Source organism: Vreelandella malpeensis, from assembly GCF_020622355.1.
Lineage (GTDB): Bacteria > Pseudomonadota > Gammaproteobacteria > Pseudomonadales > Halomonadaceae > Vreelandella > Vreelandella malpeensis.
Map to the genome: position 1 here is coordinate 189,432 of NZ_WHVL01000002.1, position 14,501 is coordinate 203,932.

General features: G+C 64.7%; 14 protein-coding genes. 5 read left to right on the forward strand and 9 right to left on the reverse strand.

Going from position 1 to position 14,501, the window contains the following annotated elements:
- Positions 1-87 precede the first annotated feature (87 nt).
- Positions 88-954, forward strand: coding sequence for a LysR family transcriptional regulator (locus GEV37_RS06255; RefSeq protein WP_227389377.1), 867 nt, complete (start codon positions 88-90; stop codon positions 952-954).
- Here the strand turns inward: GEV37_RS06255 and mqo are convergent.
- Positions 879-2,687, reverse strand: a complete 1,809-nt coding sequence (gene mqo / locus GEV37_RS06260) for a malate dehydrogenase (quinone) (protein WP_338035113.1) — start codon at positions 2,685-2,687, stop codon at positions 879-881. The two genes, GEV37_RS06255 and mqo, sit on opposite strands and share 76 nt — an antisense overlap.
- A gap of 141 nt (positions 2,688-2,828) precedes the next feature.
- On the opposite strand from mqo, the gene GEV37_RS06265 reads away from it, so the two are divergent.
- On the forward strand, positions 2,829-3,053 hold the full coding sequence (locus tag GEV37_RS06265) for a DUF3820 family protein (RefSeq protein ID WP_227389378.1): 225 nt from the start codon (positions 2,829-2,831) through the stop codon (positions 3,051-3,053).
- A gap of 18 nt (positions 3,054-3,071) precedes the next feature.
- Here the strand turns inward: GEV37_RS06265 and GEV37_RS06270 are convergent, their stop codons facing one another.
- The 4 genes from GEV37_RS06270 to GEV37_RS06285 all read right to left on the reverse strand — a co-directional run bounded on the left by GEV37_RS06270 (position 3,072) and on the right by GEV37_RS06285 (position 7,215).
- A complete protein-coding gene (locus GEV37_RS06270; protein WP_227389379.1) occupies positions 3,072-3,551 on the reverse strand; it encodes a metallophosphoesterase family protein in 480 nt (159 codons plus the stop codon).
- Positions 3,552-4,181 (reverse strand): SDR family oxidoreductase, encoded by a 630-nt coding sequence (locus tag GEV37_RS06275; RefSeq protein WP_227389380.1) that lies wholly within the window; start codon positions 4,179-4,181, stop codon positions 3,552-3,554.
- Between the two features lie 142 nt (positions 4,182-4,323).
- Positions 4,324-6,432, reverse strand: a complete 2,109-nt coding sequence (locus GEV37_RS06280; RefSeq protein WP_227389381.1) for a methyl-accepting chemotaxis protein — start codon at positions 6,430-6,432, stop codon at positions 4,324-4,326.
- Positions 6,433-6,600: 168 nt separating this feature from the next.
- The gene (locus GEV37_RS06285; RefSeq protein ID WP_227389382.1) at positions 6,601-7,215 is read right to left on the reverse strand and encodes a flavin reductase family protein; all 615 of its coding nucleotides are present in this window, start codon (positions 7,213-7,215) and stop codon (positions 6,601-6,603) included.
- 162 nt (positions 7,216-7,377) lie between these two features.
- Here GEV37_RS06285 and GEV37_RS06290 point away from each other — a divergent pair, with 162 nt between their 5' ends.
- Positions 7,378-8,325, forward strand: a complete 948-nt coding sequence (locus GEV37_RS06290) for a D-2-hydroxyacid dehydrogenase family protein (RefSeq protein ID WP_227389383.1) — start codon at positions 7,378-7,380, stop codon at positions 8,323-8,325.
- Positions 8,326-8,336: 11 nt separating this feature from the next.
- Positions 8,337-8,750 (forward strand): alternative ribosome rescue aminoacyl-tRNA hydrolase ArfB, encoded by a 414-nt coding sequence (gene arfB / locus GEV37_RS06295; protein WP_227389384.1) that lies wholly within the window; start codon positions 8,337-8,339, stop codon positions 8,748-8,750.
- On the opposite strand, the gene GEV37_RS06300 is transcribed toward arfB, so the two are convergent.
- The 3 genes from GEV37_RS06300 to corA form a co-directional block, all read right to left on the reverse strand.
- A complete protein-coding gene (locus GEV37_RS06300; RefSeq protein WP_386111990.1) occupies positions 8,747-9,775 on the reverse strand; it encodes a proline racemase family protein in 1,029 nt (342 codons plus the stop codon). The two genes, arfB and GEV37_RS06300, sit on opposite strands and share 4 nt — an antisense overlap.
- A gap of 77 nt (positions 9,776-9,852) precedes the next feature.
- Positions 9,853-11,016 (reverse strand): alcohol dehydrogenase catalytic domain-containing protein, encoded by a 1,164-nt coding sequence (locus tag GEV37_RS06305; RefSeq protein WP_227389386.1) that lies wholly within the window; start codon positions 11,014-11,016, stop codon positions 9,853-9,855.
- A 92-nt stretch (positions 11,017-11,108) separates the two neighbouring features.
- Positions 11,109-12,077: a magnesium/cobalt transporter CorA gene (gene corA, locus GEV37_RS06310; protein ID WP_227389387.1), complete on the reverse strand. Its 969-nt coding sequence runs from the start codon at positions 12,075-12,077 to the stop codon at positions 11,109-11,111.
- A 165-nt stretch (positions 12,078-12,242) separates the two neighbouring features.
- Here corA and GEV37_RS06315 point away from each other — a divergent pair, with 165 nt between their 5' ends.
- Positions 12,243-12,932 carry a hypothetical protein gene (locus GEV37_RS06315; protein WP_227389388.1) on the forward strand — a complete coding sequence of 230 codons (690 nt, stop codon included), beginning with the start codon at positions 12,243-12,245 and terminating at the stop codon, positions 12,930-12,932.
- A gap of 10 nt (positions 12,933-12,942) precedes the next feature.
- On the opposite strand, the gene GEV37_RS06320 is transcribed toward GEV37_RS06315, so the two are convergent.
- A complete protein-coding gene (locus GEV37_RS06320; protein ID WP_227389389.1) occupies positions 12,943-14,442 on the reverse strand; it encodes a CoA-acylating methylmalonate-semialdehyde dehydrogenase in 1,500 nt (499 codons plus the stop codon).
- Positions 14,443-14,501: the final 59 nt, after the last annotated feature.

The following is a 14,501-nucleotide window of genomic DNA, read 5'->3' on the forward strand; positions in this document are numbered from 1 at the left end:
ATCGTGTCGTTATGGGTCCATGCTAGGCCGGTTCATGCAAAAATAAAATCAATATTTTTTTGCCTGATTCACAAAAGGAATTGATCAATGATTCGTGAGCTGAAGACGCTTCGGGCAGTGGCGCGAGAGGGCACCTTCGCTGCCGCCGGCAAGAAAATCGGACTGACCCAGGCGGCGGTCAGCGCCCAGATGAAGCGCCTGGAGCGCTCGCTGGGCACGCCGATCTTCGAGCGAAGCGGCCGAGGATCACTTCTGACCGCCCGAGGGGAGGAAATTCTGCTTCAGGCGGAGCACCTGCTCACGCTCTATGCCCAGCTGGGTGTCAGCCAGAGCGCCACCGCGACCCGACGCGTCACCCTCGGCGCCATCGCCTCCTTGCAGCGTGTCTTTCTGCCGGACATTCTGGCGCGCTTTCACCATGGGGTACCGGAGTGCCAGAGCCGCATCGTGCCCGGGCTCTCCATGGAGCTTCTTGATCACGTGGACAGCGGCGAGCTGGACATGGCGGTACTGATTCGACCGCCCTTCTCCCTGCACCCGGACCTGGACTGGACCACCCTGGCGCGGGAACCCTTTCGCCTGCTGGTGCCCGAGCACCTTTCAGGCGACGACTGGCGGGTACTACTCGAAAGCCACCCGTTCATTCGCTATGACCGGGCATCGTTCGGCGGGCGTCAGGTCGAGCGTTTTCTGCGTCATCACCACCTGAACACACAACAGGTGTGCGAGGTCGACGAACTGGATGCGATCCTGCGTCTGGTGGTCAATCGCGTGGGCGTCGCCCTGGTGCCCCAGGCCATGGCGTGGGAGCGCTGGCCTGCGGGGGTACGGGCGATGTCACTGGGAGAGGAGACGTTCTATCGGGAGGTGGGGCTGATTCATCGCGCTCGGGCAACGCTCGGCGAACCCGCCAGAACCCTGGCCGAGCTGATCTCGAGCCAAGGGCGCCTCTGACCCACCCTTCGCAGCGCGAAGGGCGGGGCTGGAGAGTCTGACGAGAATAAGGCGTTGTCGGCATCGTTGGCGACGGGCACTGCATCGTGCTCGTCGCTTTCATCGCTCACGTCCATGATCTCGGTGGCGGTATCGTCGCCGTCGTTCATCTCGTCCACGTCGCTTGCCTCGCGCTCCTCGAGCAGGTTCATCGGCTCGTCGAGTTCGAGAAGGTGCGCGGTATAGGAGCGCACCTCGCGCAGAAGTTCCGGGTTGTCCGCCAGGTGCTGGCCGTAGGAGGGGAGGATCTCGGTCAGGGTTTGCTGCCAGGCATCGCTTGCCACCTGCTCGGCGAACACGCGCTCGAGAAGGCTCAGCATGATGGTGGGCGAGGTAGAGGCTCCCGGCGAAGCACCCAGCAGGGCAGACATGGAGCCATCGTCGGAGACGATCACTTCGGTGCCGAACTGCAGCACGCCGCCGTCGTCGGTGTCCTTGATGATCTGGACCCGCTGCCCGGCGGTCCAGAGCTGCCAATCGTCGCGATTGGCTTCAGGGTAGAAGTCCTGAAGCGCTTCGAAGCGGGCGTTGTCGGACTGCACGACCTGGCCCATCAGGTAACGCACCAGACTGAAGTTGTCGAACCCGACCTGCATCATCGGCCAGGTGTTGTCCAGGGAGAGCGAACCGAACAGATCCGTCCAGGAGCCCTCTTTCAGGAACTTGCTCGAGAAGGTGGCGAAGGGGCCGAAAAAGAGCGCGGGCTCGCCGTCGAGATTACGGTAATCCAGGTGCGGCACCGACATGGGCGGCGAGCCTTCCCCGGCCTTGCCGTAGACCTTGATGGGATGCTGGGACACGATCTCCGGATTGGTGGTGTAGAGGAACTGCCCGCCCACCGGGAAGCCACCGTAGAGGCTCGCCTGGGCAATGCCGGACTCCTGCAGCAGCGGCAAAACCGCCCCGCCCGCGCCCAGGAACACGTAGCGGGCATCGACGCTGGTCTCGTCACCGCTGGCCAGGTTGGCCACGGTCACGCGCCAGGTACCGTCGTCGTTGCGATCGAGCCCGCGCACTTCGCTCTCCAGAGACAACGTGAAATGCTCGTTGTCCTCGAGGGAGGCGATCATCTGGCGGGTCTGCTCGCCATAGTTGACCTCGGTACCCATCTGCATGCGGGTAGCCGCGACCGGGCGCGACCCATCGCGCCCCGCCATGATCAGCGGCATCCACTCGGCGATTTCCTCAGGGTCCTCGGAGTACTCCATGCCGGCGTAGAGCGGATTGGCCGTCATCTTCTCGAAGCGTTCGCGCAAGAACGCCACATCCTCGTCGCCCCATACCAGGCTGAAATGCGGCACCGTATTGATGAAGGAAGACGGATCGTTCAAGACGCCGTTGGCCACCTGATGGGCCCAGAACTGGCGGGATACTTCGAACTGCTCGGTGACGTTCACCGCCCGCTGGATTTCCACCTGACCGGAATCATCCGGGGTGTAGTTCATTTCCATGAAGGCGGAGTGGCCACTGCCGGAATTGTTCCAGGCGTTCGAGCTTTCACTCGCCACCGCGTCCAGACGCTCGAACATCTGAATGTTCCATTCGGGCTCGAGTTCGTGTAGATAGGTGCCGAGCGTGGCGCTCATGATACCGCCGCCGACCAGTACGACATCGAGCGGCTCGTCGGCGAAGGCGGGCGTACTGGCGAGTGCGACCAGCGGTGAGCAAAGTAACAACCTGAAACGTTTGACCATGATAGACCCTGAACAACGAGAAAATGACGCAGGCAGTGACCGCCTGGTCGCGAAGGACTCTTGACTTCGACCAAAGTCTAACAAAAATGTCATTGATCCGATATCACAACCCACCCGAACCCGCTAACAGAAGGTGAAGCCATGGTGGCTGAAGACCTGGAAAAACTCGTGAGCAAGACGATGCCCTTCGGCAAGCATCAGGGCACGTTGATCGCCGATCTGCCCGGCCCCTATCTCAACTGGTTCGCCCGGGAGGGATTTCCCCCTGGCGAGCTAGGACAACTGCTTTCACTGATGCAGGAAATCGATCACAACGGGTTGAGCGAGCTTCTGACGCCTCTGAGAAAGCCTGTCCGGCACGCTTGACCCCCGCGCCGGGCGGGCTCAAAGCGGCAGATGCACAATCGCGCTCTTGAGCCCGTCGGGCGTTGGCCAGAGTTTGCCAAGGGTGATGGGCAGCTTGAAGCGCCGTTTGCCCGCCGCGCCCGGATTGAAGAGCAGTCGCCCGTCGCACCATTCGTTGCGCGGCTTGTGGGAGTGGCCGTGCAGGATGGCCTGGGCATCCGCTGGCGGGTCGGCGTCTTCCAGCCGGTGCACAAGATACAGCGTCCAGCCATCGACCACGATCGTCTCGTGGTAGGGCATTGTGTCCGCCCAGGAGGCAGTATCGATATTGCCCCGCACCCGGGTCACCGGCGCAAGGGTTTCGAGCATATCGAGAATGCGCGCATCCTCGTCCCGGTGGCCCACGTCCCCCAGGTGCAGGATTCGACTACACCCCGCCAGCAGGATCAGGGCCTCGTCCCGCAGCAGGCCGTGGGTATCGGCGATCACGCCGATGGGCGCGCCGGGCGTGGAGATCACCTAGCGAATCAGCTCGTCGAGGGAGCGCTCGCCGTTGAGCAGCGTGACCGCGCGGTTGTTGATTTCGGGATGGCGCACCACGTGCAAAAGCGCCTGGGCGACGTCGGCACGAGTGATCGACTGACTGGCGGAATCTTCGAGCACATCGGTGAAGCCGTGGGTCGCGGCGTCGTCGGTCAAGCGGCCGGGCTTCAGGATCACGTAGGGAAGCCCGGCGCTTTCCAGGTGGCGATCGGCGGCGAACTTGGCGGCCATGTAGGGGCGCATCTTCTCCGGCGCCTCGAGCGGCTGCTCGGCGCGAATCGCGCTGACCATCACGTAGCGTGAAAGCCCCTTGTCACGCGCGATGTCCGCCGTGCGTATCGCCCCGTACAGGTCGATCAGAAGCGTCTTGTCGGGGCCGGTGTGCGGCCCGGAACCGGCGGTGAAGACCACTTCGTCGCAGCCCTCGAAAGCGTGTTCCATGTCGCCTTCGAGATCGCCGATCACCGCCTCGATACCGCGGGACTCGAACCACTCGGCCTGCTCCGGCTTTCTCACCATCGCGCGGATGGCCACGCCGTCCTGGTGGGCGAGCTCGCAGAACTGCTTGCCGATCTGTCCGTTGGCGCCTATCACTAGCGTCGTCATGCCTGCTCCTTGCCATTGTGTTGACATCGCGCGTCGACATCGTGGGTATGAAGACCTAGATGCCGACGCGCTGGCGCGAATTCAACCCCCGATGCAGTGTTGACGATGCAGTGTTGACGATGCAGCAATGACGTTAGGCGCCTCAAGTCAGCCGCGCCAGCTCCTCGCCGGCGGGCAGCGCGACCGGACGCTGCCCCGCACTCACCTGAAAGCGGCTCATCAGCCCGTGCATGTCGCTGGCGCGCTCGTCCAGGGTCTGGCTCGCCTGATTGGCCTCCTGCACCAGCTTGGCGTTCTGGTGAGTGACTTGGTCGAGCTGGGCGATCGCCTCGTTGATCTGATCGATCCCCGAGGACTGCTCGAAGGTGGCACTGGCGATATCGGTGACGTACTGGGTGACCTGGTTGAGGCTGTCGACGATCTCCTGCAGGTGTTCGCTGGAGGCGGTGACGAGATGCTCGCCCTCGCTCACCTTCCTGACGCTGTCGTCCACCAGATGGCGTATCTGCGCCGCCTCGTCGGCGCTGCGCCCGGCGAGCTTGCGCACCTCCTGAGCGACCACCGCGAAGCCGCGGCCCTGCTCGCCGGCTCGCGCGGCCTCCACCGAGGCGTTCAAGGCGAGCAGGTTGGTCTGGAAGGCGATGTCGTCGATCGCCTTGATGATCGAGGTGATCTTCTCGCTCGCCTGGCGAATGGCGCCCATCGCCTCGGCACTTTGCCGCGCGACCTCGCCGGCGGAGCGGGCGCGCTGGTCAACGTGGTGGCTGGCATCCTTGGCCTGGTCGGCGTAGTCGGCGGTCTGCTTCACCGTGGCGGCCATCTGCTCGATGCTCGAGGCGGTCTGGGCCAGCGACGCCGCCTGCTGGTCGGTGCGCTGGGAGAGGTTCTCGTTGCCGTCGGCAATCTGGCGACTGCTGTGGGCGATATCCTCGGCGCTTTCGCGCACCTGACGCACCATGGCCTCGAAGGTATCCATCATCTGGTTGAAGGCGAGCGCGGCCTGGCCCACCTCGTCGTTACGGGCCAGCGCCAGGCGCTTGGAGAGATCCGCGCTTTCGCCGGAGGCACCGCCGATGCTCTCCATCTGCCGGCGCATCAGTACCAGCGGGCCGAGCACGCGTACCAGGGTGCGCCAGCCGAACACTGCCAGCACCATGACGACCCCCAGCGCCACCAGCACCAAAAGCGTGCGCCCGGTGTCCGCAAGGCCTTCTGCCTGGGCGCTCGCGGTATTTGCCTGGGCGGCGATATGGGTATTGACCGCGTCCAGATCGACACTCATTGCCTCCAGCGCCCCGGCGGTCTCCTGCAACGCCGCCTGGGTGCGAGCGGCCAGGGCGAGCTGCGCCTCGCGCAGGGCGAACACCGACTCCGGCGCCTCGACCATCAGCTCGTTGAGCGCTTCTATTTCCTCGGCCAGCGCGTTGATCATCGCGCGCTGCTCGACTTCGGTGCTGGGCGCTTCCGCGATGGCGGCCAGCGACTGAAGGGCGAGGCTCACCTGAGGGGCGATCACGTAGTTGCGCAGGTCCATCAGCGCGTCCATGTCCTCGGCCTGGACCATCTGGCGGCTCAGGTCCGCCAGCCGCGAGATGGCGAGTCTCGCCTCGCCACTGAGCCGGCCGATATCCACCTGCGGGGCGTAAAGGTTGTCCAGCAATTGAGTGGGGAGCGTCGTGGTGCCCTCTTCGCGCCAGGCCTCCATCAGATCGCGCTGGTCGGCGAAGCGGCGCGCCTGGCTGTACATGGTGCGATCGGAAATCGTCTGGGCGCTCTGAATGACGCTGGCGATGCGTTCTTCCATCTCCTGGATGCGTGCGGCGATCGAACCGCGAAAGCGCAACGTGTCGCGGCGCACCGTCTCGAGCGCCGCGTCACCGGCCAGCAACTGGGCGTAGTCGTGATCGAGGGTGGCGAGCTGTTCGCTCTGGCCGCCGGTCTCAAGGCGTGCCAGGTCCGCCCGGCCGCGCTGGAAACGCTCGTCGAGCGCTGCCTGGGGCGTGACCGCCTCAAGGGCCGCATCGCTCTGGGCGGCGAGCAGATCGGCGTGGCGCTGGCCGAAGGCGCCCATGGTCAGCACCAGATGGCGGCTAGCTTCCTGAAGCGGCAGCACGTCGCCGGTGATGTAGCGCTGGGCATCGACGAGGCGCTGGTTGGTGAGCCAGCCGGTCGCGGCGAGCACGCCGGCTCCCAGCACCGCCGCCGCAAACAGGGTGATCAGCATGGTGCGAATACTTAACGACTTCTTCATTCTTGGTGTTCGCTTATAGTCATCGTTTTGAAAGCGTGGCCGTGCCTTGTGGGCACTCCTCCCGGCTGGAACGCAATGCGCGCACCTCGGGGAGTCTATCGGCCAAAACGCCGCCGACTTGAGCGCCACCCACTCTGTTTTTCATGCCGCTGCGCTTGCGCTGACGGCTCAGCGCGGGCGCTCGATCACAAAGCGGTCGGTGGCGCGCAGGTAGTCGTTGCCGGCGAGCCGCCCGGTGGGCTTGAGCACTTCCATATCCACGTGGCGCCCGTCCCAGATATGCTCGTCCACGTAAAGGCTCACAACCCTGGCCAGCACCAGCGAGCCGGCCAGCGGCTGGTCGCCGAAGCGGATCACGTCATAGCGCGTACAGCCGAAAGCGATGGGCGCGGTGGCAATGCGCGGCACGCGCACCCCGGGCATCGCCGCCTTGTCGAGCCCGGCGTGGACGAACTCATCCTCGCCGGGTGCCAGCGAGGCGCTGGTGGCGTTGAGCGCCTCGATCAAATCTTCGCTACCCACGTGCACCACGCACTCCCCGGTCGCCTCGATGTTGTTCAGCGTGTCCTTGGCGCGGCCCTCGCCATCGAGCAGTGGCGAGAACGCCAGCACCGGCGGGTTGACGCTTGCCACGTTGAAAAAAGAGAACGGCGCCAGGTTGCTGCGCCCATCGGCGTCGCAGGTCGCCACCCAGGCGATCGGTCGCGGGCAGATCGCCCCGGACATCAGCCGGTAAAGCGTGCCGGCGCTCAGCGCCCCTTCGTCGATCAGATATTCGCTCATGCTGCTTCTCCTGGAATGGGCTCTGGATGGTCGTAGGCTCAAGAATGGTCGAGGGCTCAAGAATAGCCAAGCTTACCTGCCGGCAGTCAACGACGCTTGCGGCGTGTGCTTTAATGAAGGTCCAGAGACTCATGGACTCGCCCGCACCGAAAGGAGACGCCCGTGCACATCGTCATTCCCGATGATTACCAGGACTGCGTTCGCCACCTCGACGCCTTCACAAAACTCGACGGCCTGGAGGTGACGATCCACAACGATACCGTGACCGAACTCGACGCCCAGGTCGAGCGCTTCAAGGACGCCGACGCCCTGGTGCTGATTCGCGAGCGCACGCCGATCACCGCCGCACTGCTCGAGCGCCTGCCGAGGCTCAAGGTGATCAGTCAGACCGGCGGCGGCGCGGCGCATGTTGATCTTGTCGCCTGCAAGCGCCACGGCGTGACGGTGATGACCGGCAAGGGTTCACCGGACGCCGCCGCGGAGCTGACCTGGGCGCTGGTACTGGCGGCGATGCGCCACCTCCCCGAGGAGGTGGAGAACCTGAAGGCCGGGCGCTGGCAGCGCACGCTCGGCACCGGGCTCAAGGGGCGCACGCTCGGCATCTTCGGCTACGGGCGCATCGGCAGCGTGGTCGGGCGCTACGCCCAGGCCTTCGGCATGAAGGTGCTGGTGTGGGGGCGTGCGGGCAGTCGCGAACGCGCCATCGCCGACGGCCTGGGCGTGGTGCAGAACCAGCAGGAGCTTTTCGAGCGCGCCGACGTGCTCACCCTGCACCTGCGCCTGAACGACAAGACCCAGGGTATCGTCACGGCATCGCACCTTGCGCGCATGAAGTCCGATGCGCTTTTGGTCAACACCAGCCGCGCCGGACTGGTCGCGCCAGGCGCACTGGAAGCCGCGTTAAAACAGGGGCGGCCCGGGCGCGCGGCGCTGGACGTGTTCGACGACGAGCCGGTGACCGACCACCCGCTGCTGGCGCTTCCCAACGTGGTCGCCACGCCGCACCTGGGCTACGTGGAGAAGGATAGCTTCGAGCTCTATTTCGGGGACGCCTTCGCCAATCTGCGTGCCTTTCTCGACGGCGAGTCGATCACCAACCTGGCAGGCTAGAAGGAGCCGACATGCTGACGCTTTCGAGCAACGTGACCCTGGCGGAGTGGGAGATCGACATCCACCAGATCCGCGCCCAAGGCGCCGGCGGGCAGAACGTCAACAAGGTCGCCTCGGCGGTGCACCTGCGCTTCGATATCCACCGCTCGACGCTGCCGCGCTTCTACAAGGAGCGCCTGCTGGCGCTGTCGGACCAGCGCATCACCAAGGAGGGGGTGATCATCATCAAGGCTCAGAGCCACCGCACCCTCGAGCTCAACCGAGAGGACGCCCTGGCGAGGCTCAAGGCGCTGATCGAGGAGGCGATCAAACCGCGCAAGGTGCGCCGCCCCACCAAGCCCAGCAAGGGCGCCAAACGCCGCCGGGTGGACGACAAGACCCGCAAGGGGGCGATCAAGTCGCTGCGCGGCAAGGTTTCGCCCTAACCAGCGTTGGCGTCCCGGTGGCGGTCGCTCAGGATATGGTGCAGCTCGCCACAGCGCACCATCGGGTCCTCGCAGTTGATGACGATCGTCGACTCGGCGAGCACGTAGCTGCGCCCGGTGATGGTGTTCTCGACCACCTGGTAGGCGCCTTCTTGGTGGGTACCGGTGAAGGTGCCGATGAACCCGGTCTCGCGCAGCGATACGGTCTCGAGTTTGTCATTGAGCTCGAGCCGCCCTTCGTACCTCATCAACGCAAGCCGGGCCGAAGTACCGGTACCGGTGGTGCTGCGACAGATCACGCCGGGGTGGACGTAGGTGGCCGAGCGCGAACGGGTATAGCCCTCGCCCACCGCCTCTTCCGGCCCCATGAAGTGCAGAAACGGCAGCGGCCCCACATCGCCCAGGGTGTAGTGGGAAAAGCCGCGCTTGGCCTTTATCGCCTCGACGATCTTGTAGGCGCAGGCGGAAAGCTCGGCCTCCTCGTCGAGGGTCAGCTTGAAGCCGAGCGCCTCGGCGTCGACCAGGGCGTAGAAGCCGCCGCTGTAGGCAATCGAGTAGGTCACCTCGCCAACGCCCGGTACCATGAGACTATCGCGGTAGGTATCGATATAGCTGGGTAGCCCTTCGCAGGTCACCGACTCGACCACGCCGTCGTGTACCCTTGCTTCGATCTGAACCAGCCCCGCCGGCGCCTCGAGCTTGAAGCGCTGAATGCCCTCTTGCTTGGGTACCAGCCCCATTTCGAGCACCGCTGTGGCGGTACACAGCGTGTTCGAACCCGAATAGATCGGGTAGCCCATCACCTCCATGATGATATAGCCCGCCACCGCTTCCGGATGGGTGGCCGGCACCAGCAGGTCCACCGACATCTCGGGAATGCCGTAGGGCTCCTCGAGCAGCAGCCGGCGCAGGCCATCGGCGTCATCGCGCAGGTACTCCATCTGCGCACGCACCGTGGCGCCGGGCAGCGTGTCGATGCCGGCGGTGACGATACGGCTGACGTCGCCGCCGGCGTGAGTGTCCATCAACTGGATGCTATGGCGAGTATTCAACAAGGCGACTCCTCGTTCGAATCAAAGGCACGGCGATGAGGGGGATGAGCTCAGCGGGCAAGCGCGAAGGGCGCGCCGTGGGCCTGCCACTCGGCGTCCGGCACGATGACGATCTTGCCCAAATAATCGCTGCCCCGGCTGACGAAATAGCGCTCCGCTTCGTGCAGCTGCGAGAGCTTGAAGGTCGCGTGCAGCACCGGCGAAAGCTTGCCTTCCCGGATCCAGGCCATCAGCTGCGCGGCCTCCTCGCGGGTGCCGTGGGAGACCCCAAAGATCTGCACCTGGTAGAGGTAGATGCGCGTCCACATGATCTCGCTGACGTTGCCGCCGCTGGCCCCGGCGATGGAAAGCCTCGGGTAGGTTTCGCGCGCGCTCATGTCCGAGATCATGGTGTCGATGAACAGATCGGTCATCGCCCCGCCGACCAGGTCCATCACCGCGTCGATAGGTACGCCGCCCGTGGCCTTACGCACGCGGGCAACGAAGGTGTCAAGGTCGCCCCGGTCGATCACCGCCTCGGCGCCGAGTTCCAACAGTGCCTGTGCCTTGTCGGGCTGGCTTACCGCGTAGGGGACCGCGCCGATCACGCGGCAGAGCTGAATCAGCGCGGTGCCCACGCCGCCGCTGGCGCCGCTGACCAGTACCCGCTCACCTTCGCGCACGTTCGCCGCCGTCATCATGTGATACGCCGTTTGATAGGAGCACATGCCCATCGCGGCGAGCTCGGCATCGCCAAGATCAGGATTGGGGATGTGATGAAACTGCTCGGAAGGCAGCGCGACGTACTCGGCGAAGCCGCCGTCGGCGCCGTGGCCGTAGTAGTCCGGGGCGAGGTTGATATCGCAGCAAGCATCCGGGTAAAGGTTGAAATCCAGAAGCCCGCGCTCGCCGATGCGCGAAGCCTCGACGCCCTCGCCCACCGCCACCACGCGCCCGGCGATGTCCGCGCCCTGAATGCGCGGGAAAGTCAGCGTGGGCGAGCCGCCCATGGCAAAGGAGGTCACCTCCTCGCGCCCCTTGGTCGGGTAGAGCCCTTCGCGGGCCTTGCGGTCGGTGTTGTTCTTCGCCGTGGCGGTGACCTTCACCAGCACCTGACCGGGGCCGGGTGTGGGCGTGGCGACATCCTCACGGTACTCGAGCTTGTCGATGTCGCCATGGCCGGTCAACAGCATGGCGGCCATGGTGGCGGGAACAGGGGCGTGCGCGTCGGCCATCGAAGCTCTCCTTCATCGGGTTCTGCGTGGGTTTGCAAGACCCTATCAAACTTCAGCGCTTTCTCCATCCCCCGATCGTGCGCGGTGACGACTCAAAACCACTTCTTGCGCCGGAAGTACCAGATCAGCGCGCCGGCGATCGATAGCATCAGCGCCCATACGAAGAAGTAGCCGTAGCGCCAGCCGAGCTCCGGCATGTTCGCGAAGTTCATCCCGTAAATGCCGGCGATGAAGGTCAATGGCACGAAGATCGCGGTGATCACCGTCAGCACGCGCATGGTGATGTTGAGCTGGTGCGAGGAGATCGAAATGTAACCGTTGATCAAGTCGCCGCAGATGTCGTAGTACATCTGGGTCAGGCTGTAGAGGCGCTCGAAGCGCTCGGCGACGTCGTTGATCGCGTGCAGGGTCTCGCTTTGATCCCGCGGCAGGTGCTCGTAGTCGTAGGCGGTGAGTTCCTGGGTGATGCCCTTGTGGTAGCTGAATATTCGCCGCATCTTGACCAGCCGCGACCGGTAGAGGGTGAGCTGGCGCATCAGCACGTCGTTGCCGTTGTCCTGGAACTCGTCCTCGAGATCGCTCAGCGCGGTCTCGAACTCGAGGAGGCTGTCGCTGTAGAACCCGGCAGAGATGTACATGACGCGCAGCGCCACCCGCTCCGGCGACTGGGCAAGCAGCGCCTGGCCCTGGGTACTGAACAGCCGCTCGATGCTCATTGCCTCGCCCGGGTGCAGCGTCACCAGAAAGCGCTCGCCGACGAAGAACGAGACCTGTTGGGGCACGTAATTGAGCTCGGCATCGAAAGACGAGATGCCGCGATAGATGATCAGGGTGTGGTTGTCGAACTCCTCGATCTTGGGCGGATGACGCTCCTTGTGGGCATCCTGGATGGCCAGCGGGTGGCACTTCAGGTCCTCGAGAAAATCGCGTTCCACCTCTTGGGGCTCGGCCTGCAGGTCGAGCCAGAGATGGCCCTGCGGGTCCTTTTGCCACTGCTCGAAAAGCTCTGCGCCGCCGATTCGAACCTGGCCATCGGGGGTGGTCAGCATACTGCGGATCATCGTTTCGCATCCTTGTAAAACGTCGGGAAACCTTGGCCGGCACGCAGCCGTCGAAGGACTCTAGCCTAAGGGGCAGGGCAAGGCCGGGGAAGTGAATAATAATTAATGCCAGCACGGCGAAAAAGCCGTACTTTTAGACCAGACGATGCCTTCAAGGAACCCATCATGTCCGTCATCGAGGCCAAGGAACACATTCAGGGACGGCTGCACCGGCTGTTCGCCGCGCCGTATCACGCCTTCGACAAGAGCACGCCTGAGCGCGAGCTTCATCTCAAGGTGGTGCTCTACATGCTGCTGGCGCGCCCGATGATGCGCAACCGGGTAACGCTACGGGTGATCCACGGCTGGCAGAACGGCAGCTTCGCGCCCGAGGAGCTCGAACACGTCGACTACCCGCTGGCGTCACTTGAAGACTTTCGCGCCGCGGTGAGCGACTTCGACCGAGCGGTGCACGGTAACGCCCCTCTGCCCGCCGACGATGACGCCATTCTGGCCGCCCCCCTGGCCGATGCCATCGCCGAGGCCCAGGCCGACGGCGTGGCGGTGAGCGCCGAGGTCGCGGCGTCGCCTGCGCGCTGGCCCGCCTTCGAGGGCGGGCTTGCGCTCTATACGCTGTTCAAGATGTATCACCGCCTGGTGTACGGCGAGGACGAGGCCTACCGATGCTCGCTGTGCGAAACGCCGCTTGGCCCGCGTGAAATCCACGAATTCCATCTCGAGGAGGGGGAGTTCGCCCTGCTGGTGCCACCCAGTGGCCACGCGGGCGATCTCTCCACGCTCCTGGTGCTTCACGAGAGCCAGCTCGGGCCCATCGAGCGCCTCTTCGAGCAGAGCCTGCCGCTGCTCGACGCCTGACCCGCGGGGCTCAGCCCAGCGAAATCGTGCTGTTGATGCCACCGGAGACGTTCTCCGGCGCGAACCAGCGCGCGGTCACGGTCTTGGTCTGGGTCCAGAAGGCGACTGCCTGTTTGCCGTTGGGGCCGAGATCGCCGAGTTTCGAGCCGCGCGAGCCGGTGAAGCTGAAGTACGCCACCGGCACCGGAATCGGCACATTGATGCCGATCTGGCCGACGTCGATGTCGGTTTCAAAGCGCCGGGCCACGAAGCCGGAACTGGTGAAGATCGAGGTACCGTTGCCGTTGGGGTTGGCGTTGATGAAGGCGATTGCTTCGTCGAGGCTCGCCACGTTGACCACGCACAGTACCGGGCCAAAGATTTCCTCCCGGTAGATCTGCATCTCGGCGGTAACGTTGGAGAACAGCGTCGGGCCGACAAAGTTGCCCTCGGGATAGCCCTCCACCTGATAGCCGCGCCCATCGAGCTCGAGGGTCGCGCCTTCGCGCTCGCCCTCACCGATCAGCCCTTCTACCCGCGCTTTCGCCTGAGGCGACACCAGCGGGCCGAGATCCGCCTCGCGCTGGGTGCCGGGGCCGGCGCGCATGCCGCGCGCGCCTTCGACCAGTTCATCGAGCCACGCCCGTGCCTCGCCCACCAGTACCACCACAGAGTTGGCCATGCAGCGCTGGCCCGCCGCGCCGAAGGCGGAGCCCAGGAGACTATTGATCGCCTGGCTCTTGTTGGCGTCCGGCATCACCACGCAGTGGTTCTTGGCGCCCATCATCGCCTGCATGCGCTTGCCCGCTTTCGCGGCCCGTTCGTACAAGAGCGCCCCGACGCGGGAGGAGCCGATGAACGACAGCGCCTTGATGCGCGTGTCGTCGGCGAGCTGGTTGGCCACCTCCGGCCCGCCGTGGACCACGTTGAGCACGCCCGGCGGCACACCGGCCTCGTGGGCGAGCTCGACGAGGCGCATGGTCGAGCTCGGGTCCTGCTCCGAGGGCTTGAGCACGAAGGTGTTGCCGGTGGCGATCGCCAGCGGAAACATGAAGCACGGCAGCATGATCGGAAAGTTGAAGGCGGTGATGCCCGCCCCCACCCCGAGCGGCTGGTGCAGGGTATAGACGTCGACGTCGCTGGCCGCGTTCTCGGCCACTTCACCGAGCTGAAGCGATGTGATCGAGCAGGCGTGCTCGACCACTTCGAGCCCGCGGCCGACCTCACCCTCGGCGTCCGGCAGCGTCTTGCCGTGCTCTTCGGTGATCAGCGCGGCGAGCTCCCCGGTGTGCTCGCGGATCAAGGCGGCGAGCTTCATCATGATGCGCATGCGCTTGTTGAGCGGCGTCTTGCGCCACTCGCCAAACGCCTGCCGGGCGCTTTCGATGGCGCGCTCGACCTCGCCGGCGGGACACATCGGCACCCGGGCGACGACCTCCTGGGTCGCGGGGTTCACCACGTCACGCCACTGATCGGTTCGGGAGGCGACGGGCTTGCCGTCGATGAAAAGGGGAATGTCGCGCACGGCCACGGCGTCTCTCCTGATACGTTGTTATTGCTTTGAGATTTTTATTTCTTTGAGATTTTTAT

Coding starts and splice junctions, on each gene's coding strand:
- GEV37_RS06255 (WP_227389377.1), top strand. CDS start 88: ATGATTCGTGAGCTGAAGACGCTTCGGGCAGTGGCGCGAGAGGGCACC.
- mqo (WP_338035113.1), bottom strand. CDS start 2,687: ATGGTCAAACGTTTCAGGTTGTTACTTTGCTCACCGCTGGTCGCACTC.
- GEV37_RS06265 (WP_227389378.1), top strand. CDS start 2,829: ATGGTGGCTGAAGACCTGGAAAAACTCGTGAGCAAGACGATGCCCTTC.
- GEV37_RS06275 (WP_227389380.1), bottom strand. CDS start 4,181: ATGACGACGCTAGTGATAGGCGCCAACGGACAGATCGGCAAGCAGTTC.
- GEV37_RS06280 (WP_227389381.1), bottom strand. CDS start 6,432: ATGAAGAAGTCGTTAAGTATTCGCACCATGCTGATCACCCTGTTTGCG.
- GEV37_RS06285 (WP_227389382.1), bottom strand. CDS start 7,215: ATGAGCGAATATCTGATCGACGAAGGGGCGCTGAGCGCCGGCACGCTT.
- arfB (WP_227389384.1), top strand. CDS start 8,337: ATGCTGACGCTTTCGAGCAACGTGACCCTGGCGGAGTGGGAGATCGAC.
- GEV37_RS06300 (WP_386111990.1), bottom strand. CDS start 9,775: ATGGACACTCACGCCGGCGGCGACGTCAGCCGTATCGTCACCGCCGGC.
- GEV37_RS06305 (WP_227389386.1), bottom strand. CDS start 11,016: ATGGCCGACGCGCACGCCCCTGTTCCCGCCACCATGGCCGCCATGCTG.
- corA (WP_227389387.1), bottom strand. CDS start 12,077: ATGATCCGCAGTATGCTGACCACCCCCGATGGCCAGGTTCGAATCGGC.
- GEV37_RS06315 (WP_227389388.1), top strand. CDS start 12,243: ATGTCCGTCATCGAGGCCAAGGAACACATTCAGGGACGGCTGCACCGG.